Genomic DNA, 22,943 nt, shown 5'->3' on the forward strand with positions numbered 1-22,943 from the left:
TGCCGCGATCCCCCTTATTCGCAGCGGCAGGCGGTTTCGCGATAAAATTGGTCGTTGTGCCTGCCATCCGAACCCTCGAGACGTCCAGGAAGCACCCATCAGCGGTCCGCGAGGCCCCGGCAACAAGCCAGTTCCAGCCAGAGATCCAAGGCCTCCGAGCTGTCGCCGTCCTCCTGGTGGTGCTTTATCACCTCTGGCCTGAGCGCCTTACAGGCGGCTATGTCGGTGTCGACGTTTTCTTCGTCATCTCAGGCTTCCTCATCACTTCCCACATGTACCGCGAGGTCCAGGACGGTTCAACCCTGGGGCTGACCCGGTTCTGGGCGAGGAGAATCCGAAGGCTGCTTCCGGCATCGCTCCTGGTCCTGCTGGTGTCCCTGGTCGCGGCCTTCCTCTGGATTCCGTCCACACTGTGGGAGGTTGCGGCCCGCCAGATCGGCGCCAGCGCCCTGTACGTTCAGAACTGGGTCCTGGCCACTGACTCCGTCGACTATTCAGCCCAGCACAATGACGCCTCTGCGGTTCAGCACTACTGGTCACTCTCGGTTGAGGAGCAGTTCTATTTCGTGTGGCCCCTGCTGGTGGCCCTGCTCCTGTACATCGCCCGACGGCCAGCCGTGGCATCCAAACTGGGTCCGCTGTCCTCCCCTCGGGGCATGATGATCGCCGGGATAGCGTTCGTCGGCGCAACCTCGCTGATCTACTCGGTCGTTCTGACGGCGCAGAGCCCGTCTGTTGCCTACTTTGTTACCCCAACCCGCGTCTGGGAGTTCGCCGCGGGCGGCCTCGCCGCCCTCATTTTCAATGGACGGCAATACTCCGGACGGCTGGCGACAAGTCTCGCCTGGGCCGGCGTCGCCCTGATCGCATATGCTGCCCTGACGTTCGACAGCGGCACCCCGTTCCCTGGCTGGACGGCCATGCTTCCGGTGCTTGGCACCGCCTTGGTCTTCATTTGCAGCGGAAACCCCGCCCGGATGACACCCCGCTGGTGGCTCTCGCGCCGCCCGGCCATCTTTTTGGGCGACGTCTCCTACGGCGTATATCTTTGGCACTGGCCGCTGATCGTCGTCCTTCCGTTCGTCCTTCGCCATGATCTTGGGACCTGGGAGAAGCTGCTTATTTTGCTGGCCTCCACGTTGCTGGCGTGGATCACAAAACTGACGGTTGAGGATCCGTTGCGGCGCGGCCGGCTGCTGAAAAAATCCCTGCGGGCATACCTGTTCGCCGCCGTAGGCATGGTGCTCACGGTGGCCATGTGCTTCGGGCTGACTTCGGCAGCATATTCAGAGTCAAGCCCGGATCGTTCCGCAGAGCTCGGTGCCTGCTACGGGCCCGGGGCTCTGGATCCGGCCAACGGCTGTGGCCCTGTCATCGGCAAGGAAACACCCAGTCCTGCGCCCGCCCTGGTCGCCAAGCAAAATACGCAGCCGCTGCATCCCGGGTGCCAGGCTGACGCCGCAGGTACCGACATCGTGAGCTGCGACCTTGGTGTTGACGCTTCCCAGGCGAAGGAAACCGTGGCCATCGTCGGCGACTCCCATGCCACTGCCTGGTACCCGGCCCTGGAGACTCTGGCAAAGGATCGCAGCTGGCATATCAAGACCTACACGAAGAGTTCCTGCCCTGTTACGGCGGCCGTCAGGATCCAGGCCTCTGAGAAGACTGACTCAAACCAGCGGGATTGCCTGGCATGGGGTCAAAAAGTGGCCCGGGAGCTGGCCGGGAACAAGTCCGTGGGTACGATCTTCGCGGCATCCTATTCGACCGCGTTTTCGTTCGAATCCCCGGACAATGAGTCGTTCAAGGATCCGGCCGTTGACGGATTCGCAAAGGTGTGGCGCCAGTGGCTCGCCGCGGGAAAAAAGGTCGTGGTGTTCGACGACGTTCCGCGGACAACCGGTGAATACGTTCCGACGTGCCTCGCACGCCAGCAGGACGCTCTCGCCTGCGCAGTTCCAGTGAACAAGGCGATTCCGCCGAACACCGCCATCACGAACGCGGCGAAAGCCATGTCCGCAGAAGGCGTGAAGCGAGTCGTCCTGCGGAACCAGTTCTGTGACAACAAGCTGTGCTATCCCGTGGTGGGATCCATGATCGTGTACCGGGACTTCTCGCACATCAGCGCAGAATATGCTCGCGCACTGGCACCCTACATCGCCAAACAGCTTCCATAAGAGCCGCCATAGGCGCGGGCGGATCCCCAGAACTGCGAAGACCCCGCGCCGCCTCCCAAAGAGGCGGCGCGGGGTCAATGCTTCACCCGGCGCCGGGCAGTTTCGCAGGAAGGTGTTTAGTCGTTGCCCGCGTAGCCGTAGGGGTTTGCGCTCTGCCAGCGCCAGTGGTCAGCGCACATCTGCGCCAGGTCACGGTGCGCGGACCAGCCCAGGTCCGCCAAGGCCGCCGAGGCGTCGGCGTAGCTGACGGCCGCATCCCCCGGCCGGCGGGGTGCGAACTCATAGGGAACCGGATGCCCTGCAGCAGCGCCAAAGGCGTCGATGACCTCCAGGACGGACGACCCACGGCCGGTCCCAAGGTTCCAGCGGAAGGCGCCCGTCTTCATCTGCAGGTAGTTCAGCGCCGCAAGGTGGCCGGCTGCGAGGTCCATGACATGGATGTAGTCGCGGACTCCCGTGCCGTCGGGGGTAGGGTAATCGTTCCCGAACACCATGACCTTCTCGCGCCGTCCCACGGCGACCTGCGCAACGAAGGGCAAGAGGTTGTTGGGGATCCCGTGCGGGTCTTCGCCGATGCGACCTGATTCGTGCGCACCCACGGGATTGAAGTAGCGCAGCAGCGCGATGCTCCACCGGGGGTCGGCGTCGCTCAGGTCGGACAGGATGTCCTCGATCTGCTCTTTGGTCCTGCCGTAGGGGTTCGTTGCGTCCAGCGGCGACTTCTCGATCAGGGGAACGTGCTCCGAGGCGCCGTAGACCGTGGCCGATGAGCTGAAGACCAGCCGCCGAACACCGGCCTTCTCCATGCTCTCGAGGAGGTTGATCGTGCCCACCACGTTGTTTTTGTAGTACCAGAGTGGCTTCGCCACGGACTCGCCGACGGCCTTCAGGCCCGCGAAGTGGATGACGGCGTCGAACCCGCCCTCCGCGAAGACCTGGTCGACAGCCTCAGCGTCGAGCAGGTCCGCTTCGCGGAACTCCACCTTCTTGCCGGCGAGCTCTTCAACACGGCGGACTGCCTCGATGTTCGAGTTCATGAGGTTGTCCAGCACGACGACGTCGTGCCCGTCCTCGAGCAGGCAAAGAGCCGTGTGTGAACCGATATAGCCGGCGCCGCCGGTAACCAAAACCTTCATGGCCCCCATTTTATGCGGGGGCCGGCAGCGCAGCTAACTAAGACGGGCGACGCTGTCCGCGTTTGCGGTAAGTCGGGGAACGCGGGTCCCTTTGGTTACAGGGATCACACAAGCACCATTAGTAACATCAGCACCTTAAGTGTTAGAATGGGCCGCCTACATCGCCGCCGGCGTGATGGGACTCAAGACGGCGAAGACGTCAGCCACGAGCCGGCTCTCTGCCCGGAATTTGAAGGCTACGGAGTATCACATGAATTGTTCCCCGAATAGCAGAATCTCCGCGGCTCTCGCCTTGAAGGCAAGGCGCGTTGCCCTCCTCAGCGGCACGGCCCTCTTATCCACGATGCTTTGCCTGGGCGGCGGCCTTCCGGCCCAGGCAGCTCCCGCTTCCCCGACAGCTCCGCCCGCTCCCGAAGCGCCGGCGACAACCGCTCCTGCGTCACCCACCGCTGCTGCAACGGAGCCCGAGCCGGGCCAGATTGACATGGCTGCCCTGCGCGCCGAAATCGGAAAAGACGGCGCCTACCTAGGGCAGGGCGTCAAGCGCCGGGCCGCGACGTTCGCAAAGCAGTCCACGGCATCGTCCCTGAATGCGATCTCCACCGAAGCGGCCAACACCTGGATGGCACCGGGTGTGCAGGGCCTGGACGTCAGCAGCCACCAGACAACTGTCAACTGGGCGGCCCAGTACAGCATGGGTGCACGGTTTGCCTATGTGAAAGCCACCGAGGGGACCACGTACAAGAACCCCTACTTCGGGACCCAGTACGGCGGGGCGCTGGCCTCGGGCATGATCCGCGGGGCCTACCACTTTGCCCTCCCCGGGGTTTCAACCGCCGCGGCCCAGGCCGACTATTTCGTCAACAACGGCGGCGGCTGGACCGGCGACGGGAAAACCATGCCGCCGCTTCTGGATATCGAGTACAACCCCTACGCCTCGCTGGGAAACACCTGCTACAACATGAGCCAAACGGCGATGGTCAACTGGATCGCGGCTTTCTCCAACAGGGTGCTGGCCAGGACCGGGCGCCTGCCAATGATCTACACGACCACCGACTGGTGGACCCAGTGCACCGGCAACTCCGGCGCCTTCAGCCGCCAGCCACTGCACTTGGCCTCCTACTCACGCTACGTGGGCTCCATGCCCAACGGCTGGGGTACATACAGCGTCTGGCAGTACAGCGCCACCGGCCCGTTCGCCGGCGACTCCAATGCGTGGAACGGAACTCTCGCCGGCCTGCAGAAGTTTGCCGCGACGGCCGACGGCGCCGTGCCCACGCCCTCCATTACGTCGCTGGGCGATGTGGTAGCCGCCGACTCCTCCGGCATCCTCTGGGATTATCCGGCCACCGGCAGCGGGACGTTCCGCACGCGGAAGCAGATCGGCGTGGGCTGGAGCGGGCTGCGGTCCATCAACGCCATCGACTGGAACGCCGACGGCGTTCTTGACCTCATTGCCCAGTGGAACACGGGGCGGGTCAATGTCTATCTGGGGGTCGCCGCTGGCGGGTTTGCCACCGGCCCCGTGCTCGCGGCGTCGGGGTGGGAAGACAACCAACTGACAGTGGGCTACTGGTACAACAGCAGCTATTACCCGCAAATCATCAGCCGTGACGACTCAGGCGTGCTGCGCCTGTGGCGGAACACCTCGGGTGCCGGTGTCAGCGGCGGAACAGCCATCGCCCAGGGATGGGGCGGCCTGAACCTCACCATGATCGACTTTGACGGTGACGGCAGCCAGGACATCCTGGCCCAGAATCCGGCCGGCCAACTGTTGCTGTACCGCACTAACGGCAGCGGGACGTTCGTGGCCGAGGCCCGCAGGACCATCGGCAGCGGCTGGCACAACATGACAAGCGTCACCGTCACCACGAACTTCAAGGGTGCCGCAACAAACGGCCTCATGGCCCGCAACACCAGCGGACAGCTCTACTACTATCCGGTGCCCGGCAACTCCGCATGGGGACCTGTCAGCGCCATCGGAACGGGCTGGAACAACTACCTCATCGCCGGCGGCGAAACCGTCAACGTCGCCACGGCCCCGCCCACACCGCCGGCCGTGACGCCTTCGATCACCTCGGCCTCCGACGTCGTCACCGTTGATCCGTCCGGCAACGTCTACCGCCGCAGCTCGGGAACCGGCACATTGGGGACCGCCGCCAAGATCGGCACCGGCTTCACCGGCCTGGCATCCGTCCACGTCACCGACTGGAACGCCGACGGCATTCAGGACCTTGCCACGCTCAGCACCACCGGGGTTCTGGGAATCCAAACCGGGCTGCCCGCCGGCGGCTTTGCCGCACGGACGGTTCTCGCCTCGGGTCTCACCGGAGCCGATGTCACCTTCGGCCCGTGGCTCAAGGCCGCCAAATATCCGGGCGTCGTGGTCCGCCGGGCGGACGGCTCGGTCCAGTTCCATGCGAACCCCTCCGGCGGCGCGCCCGCCCCCGCGACCACACTCGCCTCAGGGTTTGCCCGGACGGACATCTCCATGGCAGATGCCGACGGCGACGGGAACCAGGACCTTGTGGCGGTCGATTACCTGGGCCGGATGACGCTCCACCGTTCCGGCGGAACGGGCACGCTGGTTTCCGAAGCCCGCAAGCTTCTGGCCGGCGGATGGAACACCATGAACAGCATCAGCCCGGCCAGGGGCTTCGCGGCCGCCGGATCGAACGGGCTTCTCGCCCGCGACCGCTCGGGACAGTTGAGCTACTATCCGCTGACGGCGGGCACCCTCGGTGCCAAGTCGGTTCTGCCGTCCGGCTGGAATGGCCTGCTCATCGGGGGCAGCGGGCTCCTCGTGCCGGGGCGGGCCATCACCGGCACCGCGGACATCCTGACCGTTGACGCCGCCGGCGGGCTCTGGAACCGCCCGGCAGGGAACTCCTCCGTCGGCAGCCCCTACCAGATCGGGGTGGGCTGGTCCGGGATGAAGTCCCTGAACGTTGTGGACTGGAACAGCGACGGCGTCGCCGACGTCCTGGCCCAGAGGTCCAATGGCATGTTATCGCTGTACCCGGGGTCGGCGTCCGGCGGGTTTGCGGCACCGTTCACGGTTGCTTCTACGGGTTTCGCCCAGACCACCCTGGTCACCGGCAAATGGGTCTCCGGCTCCCGGTATCCGGGCCTGGTGGGTTATGGCACGGACGGTGCCCTCTACTTCTGGGCGAATGCCACCGGACGGACCGTCAGCGCGCCGGTACGCATCGGAGCAGGCTGGTCAGGCCTTAAGCTCGCCATGATCGACTACGATTCCGACGGCAAGCAGGACCTGCTGGCCGTCAACAGCACAGGAGCGATGCGGCTCTACCGCTCCACCGGCGCCAACAGGTTCATCTCGGAAGCCAGGAAAACCGTCGGCAGCGGCTGGCAGTCATTCCGCCAGTTCTCCGCCAACAAGGGCTTTGCCGGAACCACCAGTAAAGGCGTGATGGCCGTCCAGAGCGACGGACAGCTGCGTTACTACCCGGTGGTGGCCGGAAGCCGGTGGGGCACCTCCTTCATCGCAGGCTCGGTGGGAACGGCCTCCACCGTGTCATCCACCTCCGGCGCCAGCTAAGGGCCTCCTACACAAAGGCGGCTTCCCCGAACACCCGGGGAAGCCGCCTTTTCTGTTTGGTTGCCCGTACCGGCTTGTTTGTCCGTACCGGCGCTACGCCTCAGGCACGCGCTGTCTGGGACGTCACAATCTCCTCCACAGCCTTCTGCCACGCCAGCACCTGCGATTCGGCCGAGAGCGGACGGGCTGCTGCGGCTGCCGCCCGCTTCCACTCCGAAATTTTCTCCGCCGTCAGTCCGTGCAGGGTGGTCCGCAGCGAGTCCGCCGAGAAATCAGCCGTCACTGCACCCAGTCCGTGCTGCTCCACGAGCGCGACCATCGCCGGGGACGGGCCCACAATGAGTCCAATGCGCGCCTGGACGGCTTCGAAGAACTTGTTCGGCAGGGCGTTCTTGAGGTTGAAGTTCGTCGGGGGAAGGAACACCAGGGAGACGTCGTACTCACTGAGCGTAGCTACCAGCTGGCTGTAGGGCACCGGGTCGCGGAACCGGATGGCGGGCACCGAAGCGGCCTTCTCCTTCAGCTCGGCCACGTAGTCGGGCTCGTTGGGCATTACGATCATGTCCAGCGTCAGCCAATCGGGCGCATCCCGCATGGCCTCAATGAAGTTTTCGAGCTTGCGGTAACGCTGGCCGGCAGCGCTGTGGATGAGGCGGACCGGCGTGCCCACAGGCCGGACGTCACGTTCGGAGTAGGGCGCAGCGTTGGTCACCACACCGGCGGCCACGCCGTAATCCTTTGTGTATTCGTCGGCTATTCCCTGGGAGACGGTGGTGACGGATTCGGCCAGGGGCAGGTACCGACGGCAGAGCCAGCGCATGAATGGTGCCACGAACAGCCTCCACTTGAGGTCATCCTCTTTTTCACGGGGGGCAAATTCGTGCAGGTCGGCGTGGACGCCCAGGCGGGGCTGAAGTTCCAGTGCCAAGGGAAGCGTGTTCAGGTCGTTGGCCAGAATAACGTCGAACTCCCCGCGCGGAAGGATGCGACGCGCAGCCGCAACGGCGGTCAGGCCGTTATAGACACGGGGATAGCGGCGCGTGACGAGGCCCAGCTTGTCCGAAGGCCAGCCACGGGAATCTGCAGGCAGCGCGAAATGGTTGTCCACGCCCTCCGGGGCGTCACCGTAGCCGCACGTTGAAACGCGGTACTTGCCTTTGAACAGCTCAACCTGCTTGAGGACCCTGGGATCCGAGCGAATGGGTGAAAAGGTCAGGATCAACAGCGAGGGCAGCTCAGTCATATGATTCATTATCCCAGACAGCAGTGGACGAAAGTGGACGTGCCGGCATCCGTCCGGCGACGGGGGCACCGGAAAGGCGGTAGGGTCGGGGCCCTAGAAAATGCTCCGCAACACAGGAACACGGCGGGCAGCAGCTGAGACCGCGAAGCTTCCCACCAGTGTGGCGGCGTAGGCGAGCACCATGGCCTTGATCGACATCCCGGCCGCCACCGCCGGAAACTGCAGCCGGATGGCTTCGAAGATCACCAGGTGCACAAGAAAGACCCCGAAGGTTGCGTTCGACAGTACCGTCAGGGGCTTCCCTGCCCGCCTGACCCTCAGGTTCGAAGCCAGGGACAGGGTTACGACAAATACGCCCAGCGCCGCCAAGGCCACTCCGACTCCAAGGTAGGAGACAGAAACCACGGCATCCAGAAGGCGAAGCTCTCCCTTGTTGCCGTAATGCCAAACCGTTCCGGCGATGATAGCGGCAGTTGCCAGGGCGGTCACGGTCAGTTTTGCCCCGGTGAGGCGGACGTTCCGCAGCGCGTACCCGGCCAGGAAGTAGCCCACGTACGGCATCCAGTGCGTCAGGAAGTTGAGCCGGACTGGACTCGCGACACCGAAAAGGCCAAGTATCCCGGGAAGCATGTAAAAGAGCAGCGACGCGGCAAGGAAAGCGGCAGCCGCCTTCGTGGCCCGGGGCTGACCGCCGCCGCGCAGGAATCCGGCGAGTACCGGGGCAACCCCGTACAGCCCCGCAATGAGCCAGAGAAAGTACAGTTGCGTGAACACCGAGCCGTCGACCAGCAACTGGAGTGTCCGCTGCGGAGTCAGGTCCTCGCCTCGCATCCAGATGCGCACTCCGACGAGGTAAATGAGGTTCCAGGCGACGAGCGCCGGAATGAGCCGCACTGCCCGGCGGCGGTAGAACAGGCCCGGCTGTTCCGCCACCACCCGGGAACCGAGGATGAGCGCCCCGGAAATCATCACAAAGACGGGAACGACCCAGATCCAGCTCACGTCCAGCACCACAGCGGTCCACCACGGCCGGCTCTCGCGCGGTGCCCGGCCCAGTACGTGGCCGAAGACGTGGATCGCGACCACCCCGCAGATGCTTACGACCCGAAGAATGTCCAGGCCGTATTCGCGCGTGGGCGACGATTCCGGAACGGGGGGCGCGGTATGGGCTGTACCGGACAGGACCGGCACTACTGCCCTCCGTGCGCCGGAGGGGTCAGGCGCCGGTCAGGCTCCGCATCCTTGCGCTGCAGGGGACCGTCAACGCCGGGTGCCGGCGTTTCGTCCAAGGCAATCCGTCGGGAGAGTTTGGTAAGCGTGGATTCCATGTGCCGGAACCGCTGGTAGGTCGTTGCCATGAAAACCAGGAAACTCACGATGAGGCCATACAGCACCAGGTCCGTTCCGCGGCCGATGCCGAGCAACCGGGCCACGCGGGTCAGCAGTTCAGGGAAGAAGATCGAGAGCGCCGCCAGGAATGCGAAGAGAACCAGCATGATGCGGCGGATGGCAAGGTGCCTGGCATTGGAGCCGCCGCGCATCAGCGCCAGCGAGACGGTGATGACGGCAAGGACAAGTGCTACTTGGACAATGATCTGCACAATTTCACCTAAAGAAGAGGTCAGCGACGATATTGACCGAGTTCAGCAACGACTGGCCTTTGGATTTCGAGTAGTCCGTGTAGATGATCTCGACCGGGTGCTCCACCCAGCGCGGATTCATCTCGGCAAGCTGATGGACCAGTTCGGAGGCGTGGGCCATCCGGTTCTGCTGCAGGTTGATGCCGCGGGCAACGGTCGGGCTGAAGGCCCGCAGGCCGTTGTGGGCATCCGTCAGGGCCATGCCGGTGGACATCCGGGACTGCACCGCGGCCGTCCGCAGTACCAGCCGCTTCAGGGGCGAGAGCTTGGTGCGGTCGTCAAGGAACCTGGACCCGAGGACGACGTCGGCCTCGCCCGAACGGATCCGGTCGGCCATGGCCAGTGCGTCGACGACGCGGTGCTGGCCGTCGGCGTCGAAAGTAACGATGCAGTCCAATTGCGGGTCCTGCAGCGAATATTCGATGCCTGTCTGCAGCGCCGCACCCTGGCCCAGGTTCACGGGGTGCTGAACAACAACGGCCCCGGCCTGCCGTGCTATGTCCTGCGAGCCGTCGGTGCTGCCATCATCAACACAAACAACGTGCGGAAATTCCTTCCGCAGCCCCTCGATGACGGTGCCGACGACGGACGCTTCGTTGTACATGGGTATGACTATCCAGGTTCGACTCACCCGTCAAGTATTCCACAGGCGACATGCCATGGACTCATCGGCGGGACCTGACGGACGATCACTTCCGCAGTGACTCCCGGAGGGCATGCAGCATGGCAATCGGGCCGTGCACCAGCCCAGCACCGGTGCTGTTGCGCAAATGCCAGACGGAGCGGTCCGCGGTGAGGTCAGCGGCAACAATGACATCCGAACTCCGGAACTTTTCCTGAAGATCCACCCGGCCGGACAGGGTGCGCGCGAGGCTCCTGGACTCAAGGTTGTCCCTGAGAAGCCGTCCGGCAACACCCACCGGGCCCGGTTTCCCTGCGGCGGCTGAAACCAGCGACGTGAACCGGCCGCCGCGGGCCTTGGCCAACGGCACCACCGTCAGGCGGTGGTCCCCGGCCGCGACGGTCGGGGCGCCGTCGTGCGCGTAGACGGCCGTCCCGGTCATCTGGCCGGCCTGCTGGCCCACCGCGCCCAAGGCACGGTTCCACAAATCATCAATGACGGCCTGCGGGTGGCTGCTGCGGCCGACGACGATACTTACGTGCAGCGGTTTGGCGGAAGTCACGCCTGGCTCCTTTCTTCGGTGGCCGGCTGCGGCTTCGCCGCGCCGTACCCTGCAATTCCCCGCAGCTCGGCGATGACCGGCTCGAGGATGGTGCTGCGGAGGAACTGCTGGCCGTAGGCCCAGGCAGCGGCCCAGCGCTTTTCGTCCGGTTCCTGCAGTGCCTGGGCGCAGTCACGCAGCGCATTCGCAATGCCTTCAGGGGTGAGCTCCTTCGCAGGGAACCACAGCGGATAATCCCGGAGGAGGTCCGTGGCTGCGTTTTCCATGTCGTGCACGGAGACAATGGGCAGACCGGTGGCCAGGTACTCCGTGGTCTTGCCGCCGGTCACGTATTTGCCGCTGGACAGCAGGAGTATCAAGGCATCCATGCTGCCGTAGAAGCCGGCGACGTCGCGTTTGGAGATCGGCCCGTCGTAGCGGAGGCCGTTCTGGCGCCCGCTTCCAAAAATCTCGAGGATCTCGGCGCCTGCCGCCCCGGAAGCGCTCAGCTTCCCGCGGAACACCGCCTCCGCCTGCGGGCTGTCCGGACCGAAGGCGGCACTCCACCCGTCGAGGAATTCCTGCAGCGGCATGTTCACGTACTGCAGTGTGCCGAGATAGCCGAAGCTTGGGCGTTCCGCAGGCTGCACAGCCGGCCTGGCGTGGCCGGGCTGGGGGTCAAAGCCGTTGGCCACCACCCGCATCAGGTGGGCCGACTCGGGATAGCGGCGGGCGTATTCGTCCCTGATCTGGCTGTTGACGAACCAGATCTGAGCGGCCTCGTTCAGATATTCGGCTTCGCGCTTCCCCACGGCACTGTCCGGCGTGAAATCTTCGGCCCCGGAAATGGTGTTGAAAGCCCACGCGTCGCGGTAGTCCATAACGTACGGAACACCCTCAATCGCCCGGGCAACGCCGAATGCCACGTAGGGGCTGGCGGAGGCCATGACCAGGTCGACGGGCTTCTCCGCATGGATGCTTCGGGCAGCCTCGCTGGCGGGCTTCAGCCACGCCCCGTGGAAGTCCTCGGGGAAGTTCCGCCGGCTGCGGCGGCGCAGGGCATCCTTCCACAGGTAGGGAGCCTCGATCCTGAACCGCGAGTACCGGCGCAGGTCTCCCTTGGCCGGTTCTTCCGCGCCGCCGTCGTCCACTGCGACAACCCGGATGTCCGGGTGAACCGATTCCGCCAGCTTCTCATCCACTCCGGAAATCTGAGACCAGACCTGCGGGTCGACAGTGAGGACCGTGACGTCCCATCCGTCCTCGGCGAACGCATTGGCCACCGCGGTGCAGCGGTATACGGATGATGCGGTGCTGGGGGAAAGGCGAAAGCGATGTAGAGCAGGTGGGGCTTGGTCACTCAGTGGCTCCTAAAACCTTGGCGTAGCCTGCTTCCAGTTTGGCAGCAGGACCGATGCAGTGTGGTTGTTCCGGACGCAGGCTGGCCCATTCACTGCGTGGGCAGCACCAATGGGCCAGCCAGAGACTCGGCCATTGCCGGTCGCACCCATCCGGGCGAGTCCTCCGCGCCAGTTACCCAGTTTATGCCAACGCCCCCGCCCTACTGGCGGCGCGTAGTATGGGGATGGATTCCGTCCCTTCCGTTCTGGAGTAATTCTTGAGACACCTGCGCCGTACCATGCGCGAACTGCTGCCCCTTCTGCCGTCGAATGCGCGGAGATTTCTCCTGCTCTTCGGCGTGCTGTCAGCTCTTCTGGCGCTGCTCGATGCAGGTGCCCTCGGCGTATTCGCCCTGGTTCTTAACCAAATCCTCAAGGGCGGAACCATGGTTCTGCCCGTCTTCGGCTCCGTAAGCCAGGAGTTCGGATTGGCGTTGCTCGTCGGGGCAGCGATGGTCATGATCCTCAAGTCCGTACTCAGCATCTGGCTCCAGTGGGTTTCGACCCGACGGTTTGCCGAGTACGAGATGGAGATCGGAACCGTCCTGTTCGAAAGCTATATCCGCGCGCCGTGGACGGAACGCATGAAGCGGTCCACCACCGAACTGGTGCGCATGATCGACGTCGGAATCGCCAATACCGTGTCCGGAGTCCTCTTCCCTGCGGTGATCCTGCCTGCCCAGGCGCTGACATTCGCTTCCGTCCTGGTGGTCCTCGTCGGCGCATCCTGGCAGACGGCGTTGGCCACCCTTGTTTACCTTGGCGCCATCGCCGCGTTCCTCTACCTCTGGCTTTCCAAGAAGTCCTACGAAGCCGGCAAGGTGAACCGCGACGCCGCCATGCGCATGTCCACGCTGGTTTCGGAAATGCTGGCAGCCTTGAAGGAAATCACGCTGCGGGACAAGGCCGACGAGGTCGGCGGCATCGTGATGCAAAGCCGCGAGCGGGCCGCACGTTCCCGGTCCAATATCCGCTTCATGGGTTCGGTCCCCAAGTTCGTGATCGACATGGCGCTGATTGGCGGCTTCCTTCTTATCGGCACGGTCGGCTACCTCATCGGCGGTATCGAGGCTGCGATGTCTTCTGTGGCGATCTTCGGCCTGGCCGGCTTCAAGATGGTCCCGGCCCTGACCCAGATGCAGTCCCAGCTGACGCTGGTCCAGTCAACGCTTCCCTACACTGAGACGGTAATGGGCGACATCAAGGACGCCGCAGAATTCCGGAAGCATGCGGAAACGCTGGGCAGGACGCCCATCCGGGACGAGCCGAAGATGCTGGAGCTCAAGAACGTCGAGTTCACCTATCCCGGTGCCGGACAGCCCGCCGTCCAGAACATCAACCTGCAGTTGCCCATGGGCTCTTCCATTGGTGTGGTGGGACAGTCGGGTGCCGGCAAGTCCACCCTGATCGACATCTTCCTGGGCCTGCTGACGCCTTCAGCCGGAACCATGACCCTCGACGGCGTTCCGCTCGAGGATGTGCTGGCCGACTGGCGCAAGCGCGTGGGCTACGTGCCGCAGGAAGTCGCCATCTTCGACGGCACCGTGGCGCAGAACGTCGCGCTGACCTGGGGCAGCGACATCGATGAGGACCGGGTACGCAGCGCATTGCAGCGCGCCCAGCTCCTGGAAACCATTGAATCCCGCAAGGACGGCATCAACGGCCGGGTTGGCGAACGGGGGCTGGCGCTGTCCGGCGGCCAGCGCCAGCGGCTCGGAATAGCCCGTGCCCTGTACATGGATCCGCTCGTCCTGGTGCTCGACGAGGCAACGAGCGCACTCGACACCGCCACCGAGGCGGCGGTAGCCCAGGCGATCAGTGAACTGCACGGCGAGATTACCGTCATCTCTGTGGCGCACCGCCTGTCGACCATCCGCAACAACGACCAGGTGTGCTTCATGAAGGAAGGCACCATCCTCGCCCAGGGCACCTTCGACGAGGTTGTCCGCGCGAACCCGGACTTTGCCCAGCAGGCAGCCCTGGCCGGACTGCACTCCCCCGCCGGAGCTACCGCCGCCGGCAGCTAGCGGAGCAACCGCGGCCGGCCCTTAACCCCGGCCGGCCGCGATTCCGGCATACAGCGCCGTCAGGCGCGGTATGAAGGCCGCCGCGTCATAGCGGGGCAGCGCCCACTCGCGTCCGCCCAGCCGGTTGGTGGCCGCAACGGGGTCATCCAGAGCCGCCACGACCTGCTCCACCACGTCCTCATCGGTTCCCTCCATCACCGGCGGCGTGGTGCCGTCGTCGGGCCGCGGAAGCCGGGATCCCAGGGCGGCGAGCGGCGCACCCATGCAGAGGGCCTCGAACTCGCTGGTGGCGAAGTTGTTGGTGGCCTGGCCAATGGTCATATGTGCCTGCGCCATGATCCGGTGGAAGTCATCCTGCGGCATCCGTTCCAGCAGGGTCACCCCGTTCTGGCGCGCAGCTTCGGCGCCGGGCCCCCAGTTCAGGCCGAGGATGTCTGCCCGGTTCCCTACGGCGGCGCTGAGCTTTCGAGCCAGCTCCAGCTGCCGCTCCACACCCTTGTCGTCATCCCAGCGTGAGACGAAGAGGATGGAGGGCCGGCCGCCGGGGTGCCACGCGGGCAGCGCTGCGGCATCCACGAGTGCGGGGAGGAACTCGGCGTCGGGCCGGGCCCGGCGGGCATTCTCTGCGGTGTCGTTATTTGCGAAAAAGACATGGGCCGCCCCGTCGATCGCCTGCTGGATCTCACCGTGGAACTGCGGATCCGCCCACTGCTTCCGGATATCGGTCCCGTGCAGGGTGAGCGCGTACGGCCGGCGCGGCATGCCGCGCTCCCGAAGCAGCCGTGCGCTGGTTCCGTAGTGGACATGCACGACGTCAGCGGCACGGAGCCGGAGTGCCCGGCGCGCGACGAAGGGAACGAACCGCGCCCGGGCAAGGAGGGGGTTCCTCGGAGCAGCGGTCATGGGCCGGACCTGCTCCGGCGGCAGGTACGACCACTCGATGCCGGCCCGCGCCGCGGCCCGCACCATGTTGCGGGCCACGAAGGCACAGTCGTTGAACTGAAGAACCCTGGGTTCGGACCTCAAGAATTTCCCTTCGCCTGGCTCGTTGCAGTTGGTCGGTTGTCAGGCACGTGCCAACGCCGCCGTATAGGCACGGTCGAACAGCTCGCCGACGGCCACCGGTGAGAACCTCTCCCGGATGGGCCGCGCGATGTCCTCGGCGGGAACGCCCTTGAACGCATCCCTGGCGTCCAGTACCGCACGTCCCAGCGATTCCGGCGTCACGTCCTCCACCAGCCTGCTGTTGGACGCGTCCGCGTAGTCGCTGAAGCCACCCACCCGGGTGGCAACCACGGCGCGGCCGGCAGCAAGGGCCTCCGCCGCGGACGTAAAGAAATTCTCCTGGGCCGTGGGAAGGAAGAAGAGATCGGCGGCCGACAGGTGCCGGGCCACCTCGGCGGGCCGGACCGAGCCAGCCAGCGTCACGTGGCCTCCCAGTCCGAGCTCCGCAACACGGGACTCCACCGCGGGCCGCAGCGGCCCATCCCCCACCCAGGTCAGATGGGCTTCCGTGCCGTGGTCCCTGAGCCAGGCGATGGTTTCAACCGCCTCCAGCGGCCGCTTCCTGGCAACCAGTCCTCCGACGGCGGCCAGCCGGAGCGGATTTCCGAATGATGCAGGAACGACGGCGTCCCGCCCCTTGACCACGCACGGCACCACCATCGCGGCGCCCGGCCGCGCAAACCGCTGCATCTCCGTGGCCAGCTGCCCGGTCACGCCGGTGACCACATGCGGCAGCCGCAGAACCGCCCGGACTCCGGCCAGCTTTTCCCACAGCGGGGAAACACTCGCCGGGTTAACCACGCCGTTCCAGTGTTCCGTGTGCACCCACGCCCGTCCCTGGCCGGCAAGGGTCCGGGCGGCCCATGGCAGCATTGTGACGAGGATGGAGGAGAACGCCATGGTGTGGACGGCGTCCGCCCAGGCCATTTCCCGCGCCAGCCTCAGTGCCGCCTGCACGAGGGTGACGGGGCGTTTGGGATCGGCAGCAATGCGCCGCACCGGCGTTCCCTCCCACAGGCCGGACGCTTTCCCTGGCATGCCGAGCGCGCTTCCGAGCCTCACATGGACCACCCGCACGTCGTGTCCCCGGCCACGGATGGCTTCCACATGTTCGGCGTTGAAGGGCGCCTCGGTGGGGTTTTCGTCATGGGGGTACCACGTGGCAACTACCAGGATCTTCATGTGTTCCTTCGACGTGTCTGGGAAATGTGCGGGTGGGGCCTAGACGAGGGCCGAGGCGCTCATGAACCGGAAGGGGGCTTCCGGGTGCAGCACCCTGGTGAGGTCGCGGGGCACCCACGTCTGCGGGCTGACAAAGCGGCGACGGGCCAGTGCCAGCGACTTCATGACTTCCACGTCTGATTCCTCGCGCGCGACGGCGTCGAGCAGTTTTCTGTCCGCCAGCGAGAGCGGACGGGCAGCATTCGGCGCCCCGAACAGCAGCTTCCGCAGCTCCTGGGCCATCTCCCGGGCGTCTTCCCTGTCCCAGGTTCCGGCTTCGGCGCGCAGCAGGACATGCCCGAAGACATGTACGCGGATGATCTTCGTGACGATCGCTTCCCTGGCCCGCGGCGGAAGCCCCGCAAACCATTCGGACAGCACGAGGTCGGTGGCGAAGGCCAGGTCCTCCGTGACCGGCCGCGGCGTGTGGGTCACCCGGACAGCGGCGTCGGCGTGCACCAGGTAGCGGGGCAGGCCCCGGCCGTAGCTGATCTTCGCTCCGGAAAACCACAGCTTCGCGGAAAAGGACTGGTCCTCCCCCGTGGCGTAGCGCGGCGGAAACGTGAGGCCGAGTTGCCGGACAAGCGAGAGTCGCAGGAGTCCCAGCGGCGCGGTGCGGTAGGTGAGGCGGTCCGCCACCGGGTCCAGGTGGCCGCGCCGGGTGCGCCGGAGCACGGGGGTGCGGATCGTGCCGCCCCCGGCATGCGCCATGGGGGCGATCAGGACGTCGGATCCGTCCCGTTCCGCAGCCTCCACCCACTGCGCCAGGGCCCCGGGTTCGACGGAATCGTCGCTGCCCATGATGGCCACCCAGGTGCCGGTGGCTTTGGCGATACCGTGGTTGAAGGGGCCCGCGGGGCTTTTGATGCCGTCCACGTAGTGCAGGAAGCGGACCAGCCCCCGGTGCTCGGGGGCCACACGCTCCCGGATGGGCTCCACGTCCGTGTTGTGGCAGATCACGTTGATCCGCAGGCGCCGCGGCGCGCCGTCCGCCGCTGCCAGCCCGCCCTCCAGCAGGGACGCCACGGCCCGCCCTACCGGCCGGTCCGGGGTGTGCACGGCAATTACCACGTCGAGCAGCACGGAGTCCTGTGTTTCGTTGTCCACCCAGTAAGGTTATCGCGGGTCCAATGAAACCTTGCCGAGGAGCACGCACACCCCCATGAGCCAAAGCATCGAAGTGGTCATTCCCGTCCATGATGTACAACGACCCTTCAAACGCGCCGTCGGCTCCGCCCTGGAACAGCGCGCCGAGCTGTCCCGGCTGGGCGTTGAACTCCGGGTGACAGTGGTACTGCACAACCTGGGTGCCGCCGCCGGGGAGGTCAGCAAGGGTCCCCAGGCCGGTTCTGAGTCTGCGGCCAGCACTGCGTTGGACGGCGTCACCTGGCTGACGTGCGACGACGGCGTCCGGTCCCCCGCCGGACCCCGGAACCGGGCGCTGGACGAAAGCACGGCAACGTTTCTGAGCTTCCTTGACTCGGATGACCATCTGGAACCCGGGTCGCTGGCCGCCTGGTGGAAGGCCGCCCAGCCGGACAGTGCTTCGGCAGTCATCGCACCGCTGCGCACGCCGGAGGGAACCATCCTGCCGGCCCCCGCATCCGGCCCTCTAAGCCCGCCGTCCTGGATGCCCTCAAGGACGGACTGGCCTACCGGAGCGTGCCGTACGGGCTGCTCCGCCGGTCAGTGCTCACAGACATCGGTTTCAGGTACGCGGAGGGGCTGCGGACCGGCGAGGACATCGAGGCCACCCTAAAGCTCTGGTTCCGCTCCGGCCCCGTCTGCTACCCCTATGGTTCACCCGCCTATCACCAGACCGACGATTCCGGTGCCGGCCGCGTCACCAGCTCGCTCAGCAACCTGGCGGACGAATTCAGGTGGCTGGAACGGCTGCTCGGGTCCGAGTGGCTGCAGCAGGCCCAGGTCGCCGAGCGGCGCGCCGTGGCACTGAAGGTCCTGCGCGTCCACGGCATAGGCGCGCTGCTCCGCCGTGCCGGCGCGTCCGGCGTCCCGGACGATGCCCTGTGGAACGAGGCGGAACGCGCCTACTGGTCCGATATCTCCTCGCGGCTGTACGCCTTTGCCGGCGGCTCTCTGCCGGAACTGAGCCGCCGGGACGCGGAACTGACGCAGGCGGCCGCCGCGGCGGCCGATGTCCAGTCGCTGCGCACCGCCGTCGAACGCCACCGGGCGGCGGGCCGCCTGGGCGACCTTGTCCCGGCGAGCCCCGCGGCGATCCTGTCCCGGGACTCGGTGCTGCGGCATTACCTGACGGAACGGCTGCGCGCCCGGGCCGGCGTCTTCTCCCGGTCCTGATGGTGCGCAGGCCGTCCCGGGCGGAAATCTTCGCGGCCTGCAACTAAACTGGAACCCATGCGAATTCTCAGCGTCGTTGGCGCACGTCCCCAGTTTGTGAAACTTGCGCCGATTGCGGCGGCCATGGAGGGCCAGGCGGAACACCTGATCGCCCACACGGGCCAGCACTATGACGAGCTCATGAGCGATGTGTTCTTCCGCGATCTCGGCATTCCCGCCCCCGACTTTAACCTTGGCGTGGGTTCAGGCAAGCACGGAGCCCAGACCGGTGCCATGCTGCACGGGCTGGAGGAAATCCTCGAACAGTCTGCCCCTGACTGCGTCCTCGTGTACGGTGACACCAACTCCACCCTCGCCGCGGCCATCGCCGCCATCAAGATGCACATCCCCGTTGCGCACCTCGAGGCGGGGCTGCGGTCCTTCAACCGCCGAATGCCCGAAGAGCACAACCGCGTCCTGACCGACCACAGCGCCGACCTCCTGCTGGCCCCCACGGAGGTGGCCGTCAAGCACCTCGCCACCGAGGGCCTCGCCGAGAGGACCGTCCTGGTGGGCGATGTCATGACGGACGTTCTCTTCAAGGTCCGCGACATGCTCGACGGCGGTGACCAGCCGCTGCCGGTCGACGCGGCACCGGGCGAATATTACGTCTGCACCATCCACCGTCCGGACAACACCGACTCCCCGGAACGCCTGGCCGCCATCGTCGGGTCCCTGGCCAGCCTGGAGAAGCCGGTATTCCTGCTGGCCCACCCCCGGCTCGTCAACCTTGCCGCCAAGCACGGCATTGAGCTGGAGCAGGGAGCGGTGCGTGTTGCGTCGCCGCTCGCCTACCCGCAGCTGGTCCACGCTGTCCGCAACAGCGCCGGCGTCATCACCGACTCCGGCGGACTGCAGAAGGAAGCTTTCCTGCTCCGGACCCCCTGCACGACGATTCGCCCTGAAACCGAATGGGTGGAGACCGTGGAACTCGGCTGGAACGTGCTGGTGAGCAAGGACCTGAGCATCCTGGCCGACACGGTGCAGCGGCCGGCACCGGTGGCGACGGATGCCACCCCCTACGGCGACGGCCACGCCGCCGAACGTACCGTGGAAGCCCTGATTCAGGCTTTCGGAAGCTGACACACAGACCGCTTAACAACAGAGACCTCCGGAACAGGCGCCCACAGGACGCCCCGTTCCGGAGGTCTTTTGCTTGTGGTGTTGCCCCTAGCCGCAGGCCACCACTTTGAACAGTTTGGCGTTGCCTTGCTGGTCCACGAGCTGCACGGCTCCCGAGGACGCGAGGTTCTGCAGCCCGGGATACGTCTTGCTCTCCGGATGGTTCAGGAGGTACTGCGTGCCAAAGTCGAGCGCATAAGACACTTTGGTTTCCCGTACGGCATCACAAACTGCGGGTGAGGTGTCTGCCTTGGCGAGCGATTCCGCCACGACCCGCATGCTCTTGGTCTCCCGCTGGCCCATGTGGAATTCCAGTACCTTCCGGTCCGCGAAAGCATAGGCTAGCGCCCCGCCGTTCCAGGGATTCACCGCAATGACCGCATCCGCCGGAACTTCCGAACCGAGGCGGGCCAAAAGGGCGTACTCGTCGGAGGAGACAATCGAGTCCTTCGTGTCCCGTTCGAAGAAGTACTGGCTGGACGCAACGTATCCGCGGACCGGGCCTGTCTGGGTAGCCCAGCCAAGAGCGAGGCAGACCGCCAAAATACCGGCGAAACCCGCAACGCCGCCCAGCCGCATCCCGGCCCGCGGCACCTTGAGCGCCAGGACGCCGCCGGCCGCTTTCACGGTGTCGGCCGTTGCCAGCACACCCAGGGCCGCAAGCACCACAGCGAAGATGGGAAGGTAGGCCGCGAGGCGGTACGTGTCCTGGTACCAGGTGCCCGTGAAGAACGCCCGGGCCCAGCCGGCCGCAAATCCGGCGTCCACCACGTAAAGGAACCCGGCGACGAGGTAGCACCCCAGCAGCCAGAGCTGTGTGCGCCGGCGGATGATCCGGGCCACGCCAATGAGGGCCAGCACCGAGATGAGGAGTGTGGCGTCCGTTTTCATGGGCCCGTTCGCAATCACTTCGCCGATGGCACCGGGAACGGTCTGGTGCGGGGTCCAGCCGTTGTATGGCGCCGGACGAAGTTTCTGCCACGCAACCACTACAGCAACCGCACCTGCCACCGAGGCCAGGGCCACCACGGCAAATTTCCGCGCTGACGCCCTGGTACGGATCATCTCCCTGACATAGAGGAAGAGCCGGGCCAGGACCACCGGAATGCTGAAGGCGAGAAGCGCGTTGACAGCGCTCATGTGGGACAGTGCCAGCCCGGGAACTGCCAGCAGCAGGACAAGCCACGCCCGCAGCGGAGGTTCACGCAGCGTCGGGGACAGTCGGCAGACGAAAATCATTGCTGCGACGCCGGCGGGCAATGCGCTGACGGAGAGCAGGTTGGGGAACAGCGGGCCCCACACCAGCAGCAGGTAGGGGAAGGCAAGGAAGCCCGCCGACATGACCCCTGCCGCCATCAGGCCGACCGGACGCGGGCCGATGACAACGCGGGTCAGGAAAACCACGGAAATAGGCCAGATTACCGCCGAGGCAACGAGGTTGATGACGTTGACTGATACGGGAACGGACGCGCCGGTCAGCTGCGAGACGAGGGCGGCCAGGGAATGCCACACGGCAGGGTACACGGAGGACAGGCCTCCGGTGCCGCCGGCCATGCTGCCGAGGTTCAGGGTGGAGGCGTTGCCGGTGTCCAGGATGAAGCGGACGGCGTTCAGGTGAAAGACGTTGTCATAACGCTGGGAGATGTTGTCCGGCTCGCCCACCAGCTGGATGACCCGTCGGGCGATGAGCAGCGCACCGACGGCAACGCCGATGGCACCGGCGGCAAGGGTCGGCCAGCCGTCGCCCTGCTGAACTGCACGCTGCACATCCGTGGCCTCCTGGCGCTGCCACGGCCGGCGCGTCACCGCCCATGCTGCCGCGGACGCCAGGACGGCCGTCACGAGCACGACGCCGATCCCCCACTCCACACGGACGAACGGTGCCAGCACAGCGCCAACACCGGCGATGGACAGGGACAGCACGGGCGCGAGTCCCAGCAGGCTGGTCCGCCGGAACCCGAGAGACCAGGCAAGCGCAGCACCGGGAAGGAGCACCACGGCCACTGCCGCTAGCAGGGCCGGCAGCGAGGACAGCCAGGACAAATTTCCTCCAAGAGTGATTACGGTGGGGCCGGGTTCGGCTGGGACCGTTGCAGCGGTGAAGCCTACGGCAGCAGTTGAAGCTTACGGCAGTGCAGGTAACGCTTTCGGGTCAGGACGCTAGTTGCCGCGGAGCCGGCTGATCACGTCGCCCACCGGGCCGTCCATGATGACCCGCCCGTGTTCGAGGAGTACTCCGCGTTCGCAGACATGGGCAACCAGGTCCAGGTCGTGGCTGACCACCACCAGCGTCTTGCCGGCCGCCGCGAGTTCCTTGATCTTGGCGAGGCACTTCTTCTGGAACGGTTCGTCACCCACGGCGAGAATTTCATCGACCAGGAAAACATCGGGGTCGGTGTGGACTGCCACCGAGAACGCCAGCCGGAGGTACATTCCCGACGAATAAAACTTGACCTCGGTGTCGATGAACTCGCCGATCTCGGCAAATTCGACGATGGAGTCGAACTTTTCCTTGATCTGCGTCTCGGTCATCCCGAGGATCGCGCCATTGAGGAAGACGTTGTCACGCCCCGAAAGGTCAGGGTGGAAGCCGGCACCGACTTCGATCAGGCCGGCAACCCGTCCGCCGGTGCGGACTGTGCCGGAATCGGGAAGCATGACGCCGGAGATGTGCTTCAGCAGCGTTGACTTTCCGGAGCCGTTCAGTCCCAGGAGTGCCACCGTCTCGCCGTGTTCGACGTCGATGGACAGGTCCCGGAGGGCATGGAACTTCTTCGACAGATCACCTTTGCGGCCCCGCAGGAGCCACACGAGGGCTTCCTTGAGTGACCGGGTATGTCGCAGGACAAACTGCTTGTTGATGTTGCGGATTTCAATTGCGGTGGTCAA

The 22,943-nt window shown here is 65.6% G+C and carries 18 protein-coding genes; 6 read left to right on the top strand and 12 right to left on the bottom strand.

Annotated features, from left to right (window positions below):
* Positions 1 to 56 precede the first annotated feature (56 nt).
* On the top strand, positions 57 to 2,177 hold the full coding sequence (locus ARGLB_RS17130; RefSeq protein WP_003804906.1) for an acyltransferase family protein: 2,121 nt from the start codon (positions 57 to 59) through the stop codon (positions 2,175 to 2,177).
* Between the two features lie 116 nt (positions 2,178 to 2,293).
* On the opposite strand, the gene galE is transcribed toward ARGLB_RS17130, so the two are convergent.
* Positions 2,294 to 3,313: a UDP-glucose 4-epimerase GalE gene (gene galE, locus ARGLB_RS17135; RefSeq protein WP_003804909.1), complete on the bottom strand. Its 1,020-nt coding sequence runs from the start codon at positions 3,311 to 3,313 to the stop codon at positions 2,294 to 2,296.
* 484 nt (positions 3,314 to 3,797) lie between these two features.
* Here galE and ARGLB_RS22530 point away from each other — a divergent pair, with 484 nt between their 5' ends.
* A complete protein-coding gene (locus ARGLB_RS22530) occupies positions 3,798 to 6,875 on the top strand; it encodes a GH25 family lysozyme (protein ID WP_050934397.1) in 3,078 nt (1,025 codons plus the stop codon).
* A gap of 100 nt (positions 6,876 to 6,975) precedes the next feature.
* Here the strand turns inward: ARGLB_RS22530 and ARGLB_RS17145 are convergent, their stop codons facing one another.
* The 6 genes from ARGLB_RS17145 to ARGLB_RS17170 form a co-directional block, all read right to left on the bottom strand.
* Positions 6,976 to 8,118 (bottom strand): glycosyltransferase, encoded by a 1,143-nt coding sequence (locus ARGLB_RS17145; RefSeq protein WP_003804911.1) that lies wholly within the window; start codon positions 8,116 to 8,118, stop codon positions 6,976 to 6,978.
* 93 nt (positions 8,119 to 8,211) lie between these two features.
* Positions 8,212 to 9,309 carry an acyltransferase gene (locus ARGLB_RS17150; RefSeq protein WP_003804914.1) on the bottom strand — a complete coding sequence of 366 codons (1,098 nt, stop codon included), beginning with the start codon at positions 9,307 to 9,309 and terminating at the stop codon, positions 8,212 to 8,214.
* Positions 9,309 to 9,719, bottom strand: a complete 411-nt coding sequence (locus ARGLB_RS17155; RefSeq protein ID WP_003804916.1) for a DUF2304 domain-containing protein — start codon at positions 9,717 to 9,719, stop codon at positions 9,309 to 9,311. The genes ARGLB_RS17150 and ARGLB_RS17155 overlap by 1 nt, the downstream gene beginning before the upstream one ends.
* Positions 9,720 to 9,723: 4 nt before the next feature.
* Complete coding sequence (locus ARGLB_RS17160; RefSeq protein ID WP_003804917.1) at positions 9,724 to 10,362, bottom strand: glycosyltransferase family 2 protein; 639 nt, start codon at positions 10,360 to 10,362, stop codon at positions 9,724 to 9,726.
* Between the two features lie 85 nt (positions 10,363 to 10,447).
* Positions 10,448 to 10,942: a hypothetical protein gene (locus tag ARGLB_RS17165; RefSeq protein WP_003804919.1), complete on the bottom strand. Its 495-nt coding sequence runs from the start codon at positions 10,940 to 10,942 to the stop codon at positions 10,448 to 10,450.
* Positions 10,939 to 12,204 (bottom strand): glycosyltransferase, encoded by a 1,266-nt coding sequence (locus tag ARGLB_RS17170; protein ID WP_003804922.1) that lies wholly within the window; start codon positions 12,202 to 12,204, stop codon positions 10,939 to 10,941. The genes ARGLB_RS17165 and ARGLB_RS17170 overlap by 4 nt, the downstream gene beginning before the upstream one ends.
* Before the next feature lie 335 nt (positions 12,205 to 12,539).
* Here ARGLB_RS17170 and ARGLB_RS17175 point away from each other — a divergent pair, with 335 nt between their 5' ends.
* Complete coding sequence (locus tag ARGLB_RS17175) at positions 12,540 to 14,348, top strand: ABC transporter ATP-binding protein (RefSeq protein ID WP_003804926.1); 1,809 nt, start codon at positions 12,540 to 12,542, stop codon at positions 14,346 to 14,348.
* Positions 14,349 to 14,369: 21 nt separating this feature from the next.
* On the opposite strand, the gene ARGLB_RS17180 is transcribed toward ARGLB_RS17175, so the two are convergent.
* Genes ARGLB_RS17180 through ARGLB_RS17190 form a run of 3 tightly spaced genes read right to left on the bottom strand, consistent with a single transcriptional unit; the run spans position 14,370 to position 17,681 of the window.
* Positions 14,370 to 15,374: a glycosyltransferase gene (locus ARGLB_RS17180; RefSeq protein ID WP_003804928.1), complete on the bottom strand. Its 1,005-nt coding sequence runs from the start codon at positions 15,372 to 15,374 to the stop codon at positions 14,370 to 14,372.
* 39 nt (positions 15,375 to 15,413) lie between these two features.
* Positions 15,414 to 16,535, bottom strand: a complete 1,122-nt coding sequence (locus ARGLB_RS17185; RefSeq protein WP_003804929.1) for a glycosyltransferase — start codon at positions 16,533 to 16,535, stop codon at positions 15,414 to 15,416.
* Positions 16,536 to 16,574: 39 nt separating this feature from the next.
* On the bottom strand, positions 16,575 to 17,681 hold the full coding sequence (locus ARGLB_RS17190; protein ID WP_003804931.1) for a glycosyltransferase family 2 protein: 1,107 nt from the start codon (positions 17,679 to 17,681) through the stop codon (positions 16,575 to 16,577).
* 55 nt (positions 17,682 to 17,736) lie between these two features.
* Here ARGLB_RS17190 and ARGLB_RS23385 point away from each other — a divergent pair, with 55 nt between their 5' ends.
* Genes ARGLB_RS23385 through wecB form a run of 3 tightly spaced genes read left to right on the top strand, consistent with a single transcriptional unit; the run spans position 17,737 to position 20,015 of the window.
* On the top strand, positions 17,737 to 18,333 hold the full coding sequence (locus ARGLB_RS23385) for a glycosyltransferase family A protein (RefSeq protein ID WP_003804933.1): 597 nt from the start codon (positions 17,737 to 17,739) through the stop codon (positions 18,331 to 18,333).
* On the top strand, positions 18,264 to 18,893 hold the full coding sequence (locus tag ARGLB_RS17195; RefSeq protein ID WP_003804934.1) for a hypothetical protein: 630 nt from the start codon (positions 18,264 to 18,266) through the stop codon (positions 18,891 to 18,893). Before ARGLB_RS23385 ends, ARGLB_RS17195 begins: the two co-directional genes overlap by 70 nt.
* Before the next feature lie 57 nt (positions 18,894 to 18,950).
* The gene (wecB, locus tag ARGLB_RS17200) at positions 18,951 to 20,015 is read left to right on the top strand and encodes a non-hydrolyzing UDP-N-acetylglucosamine 2-epimerase (protein WP_003804936.1); all 1,065 of its coding nucleotides are present in this window, start codon (positions 18,951 to 18,953) and stop codon (positions 20,013 to 20,015) included.
* An 87-nt stretch (positions 20,016 to 20,102) separates the two neighbouring features.
* Here the strand turns inward: wecB and ARGLB_RS17205 are convergent, their stop codons facing one another.
* Together ARGLB_RS17205 and ARGLB_RS17210 are read right to left on the bottom strand one after the other, a co-directional pair.
* Positions 20,103 to 22,097, bottom strand: coding sequence for a DUF6541 family protein (locus ARGLB_RS17205; protein WP_003804937.1), 1,995 nt, complete (start codon positions 22,095 to 22,097; stop codon positions 20,103 to 20,105).
* Positions 22,098 to 22,214: 117 nt separating this feature from the next.
* Entirely contained in the window at positions 22,215 to 22,943 is a 729-nt protein-coding gene (locus tag ARGLB_RS17210; RefSeq protein ID WP_003804939.1) for an ABC transporter ATP-binding protein, read from the bottom strand.

The organism is Arthrobacter globiformis NBRC 12137 (assembly GCF_000238915.1).
In the GTDB taxonomy this organism is placed as follows: Bacteria; Actinomycetota; Actinomycetes; order Actinomycetales; family Micrococcaceae; genus Arthrobacter; species Arthrobacter globiformis.

Coding starts and splice junctions, on each gene's coding strand:
- ARGLB_RS17145 (WP_003804911.1), bottom strand. CDS start 8,118: ATGACTGAGCTGCCCTCGCTGTTGATCCTGACCTTTTCACCCATTCGC.
- wecB (WP_003804936.1), top strand. CDS start 18,951: ATGCGAATTCTCAGCGTCGTTGGCGCACGTCCCCAGTTTGTGAAACTT.
- ARGLB_RS23385 (WP_003804933.1), top strand. CDS start 17,737: ATGAGCCAAAGCATCGAAGTGGTCATTCCCGTCCATGATGTACAACGA.
- ARGLB_RS22530 (WP_050934397.1), top strand. CDS start 3,798: ATGGCTGCCCTGCGCGCCGAAATCGGAAAAGACGGCGCCTACCTAGGG.
- ARGLB_RS17185 (WP_003804929.1), bottom strand. CDS start 16,535: ATGAAGATCCTGGTAGTTGCCACGTGGTACCCCCATGACGAAAACCCC.
- galE (WP_003804909.1), bottom strand. CDS start 3,313: ATGAAGGTTTTGGTTACCGGCGGCGCCGGCTATATCGGTTCACACACG.
- ARGLB_RS17160 (WP_003804917.1), bottom strand. CDS start 10,362: ATGTACAACGAAGCGTCCGTCGTCGGCACCGTCATCGAGGGGCTGCGG.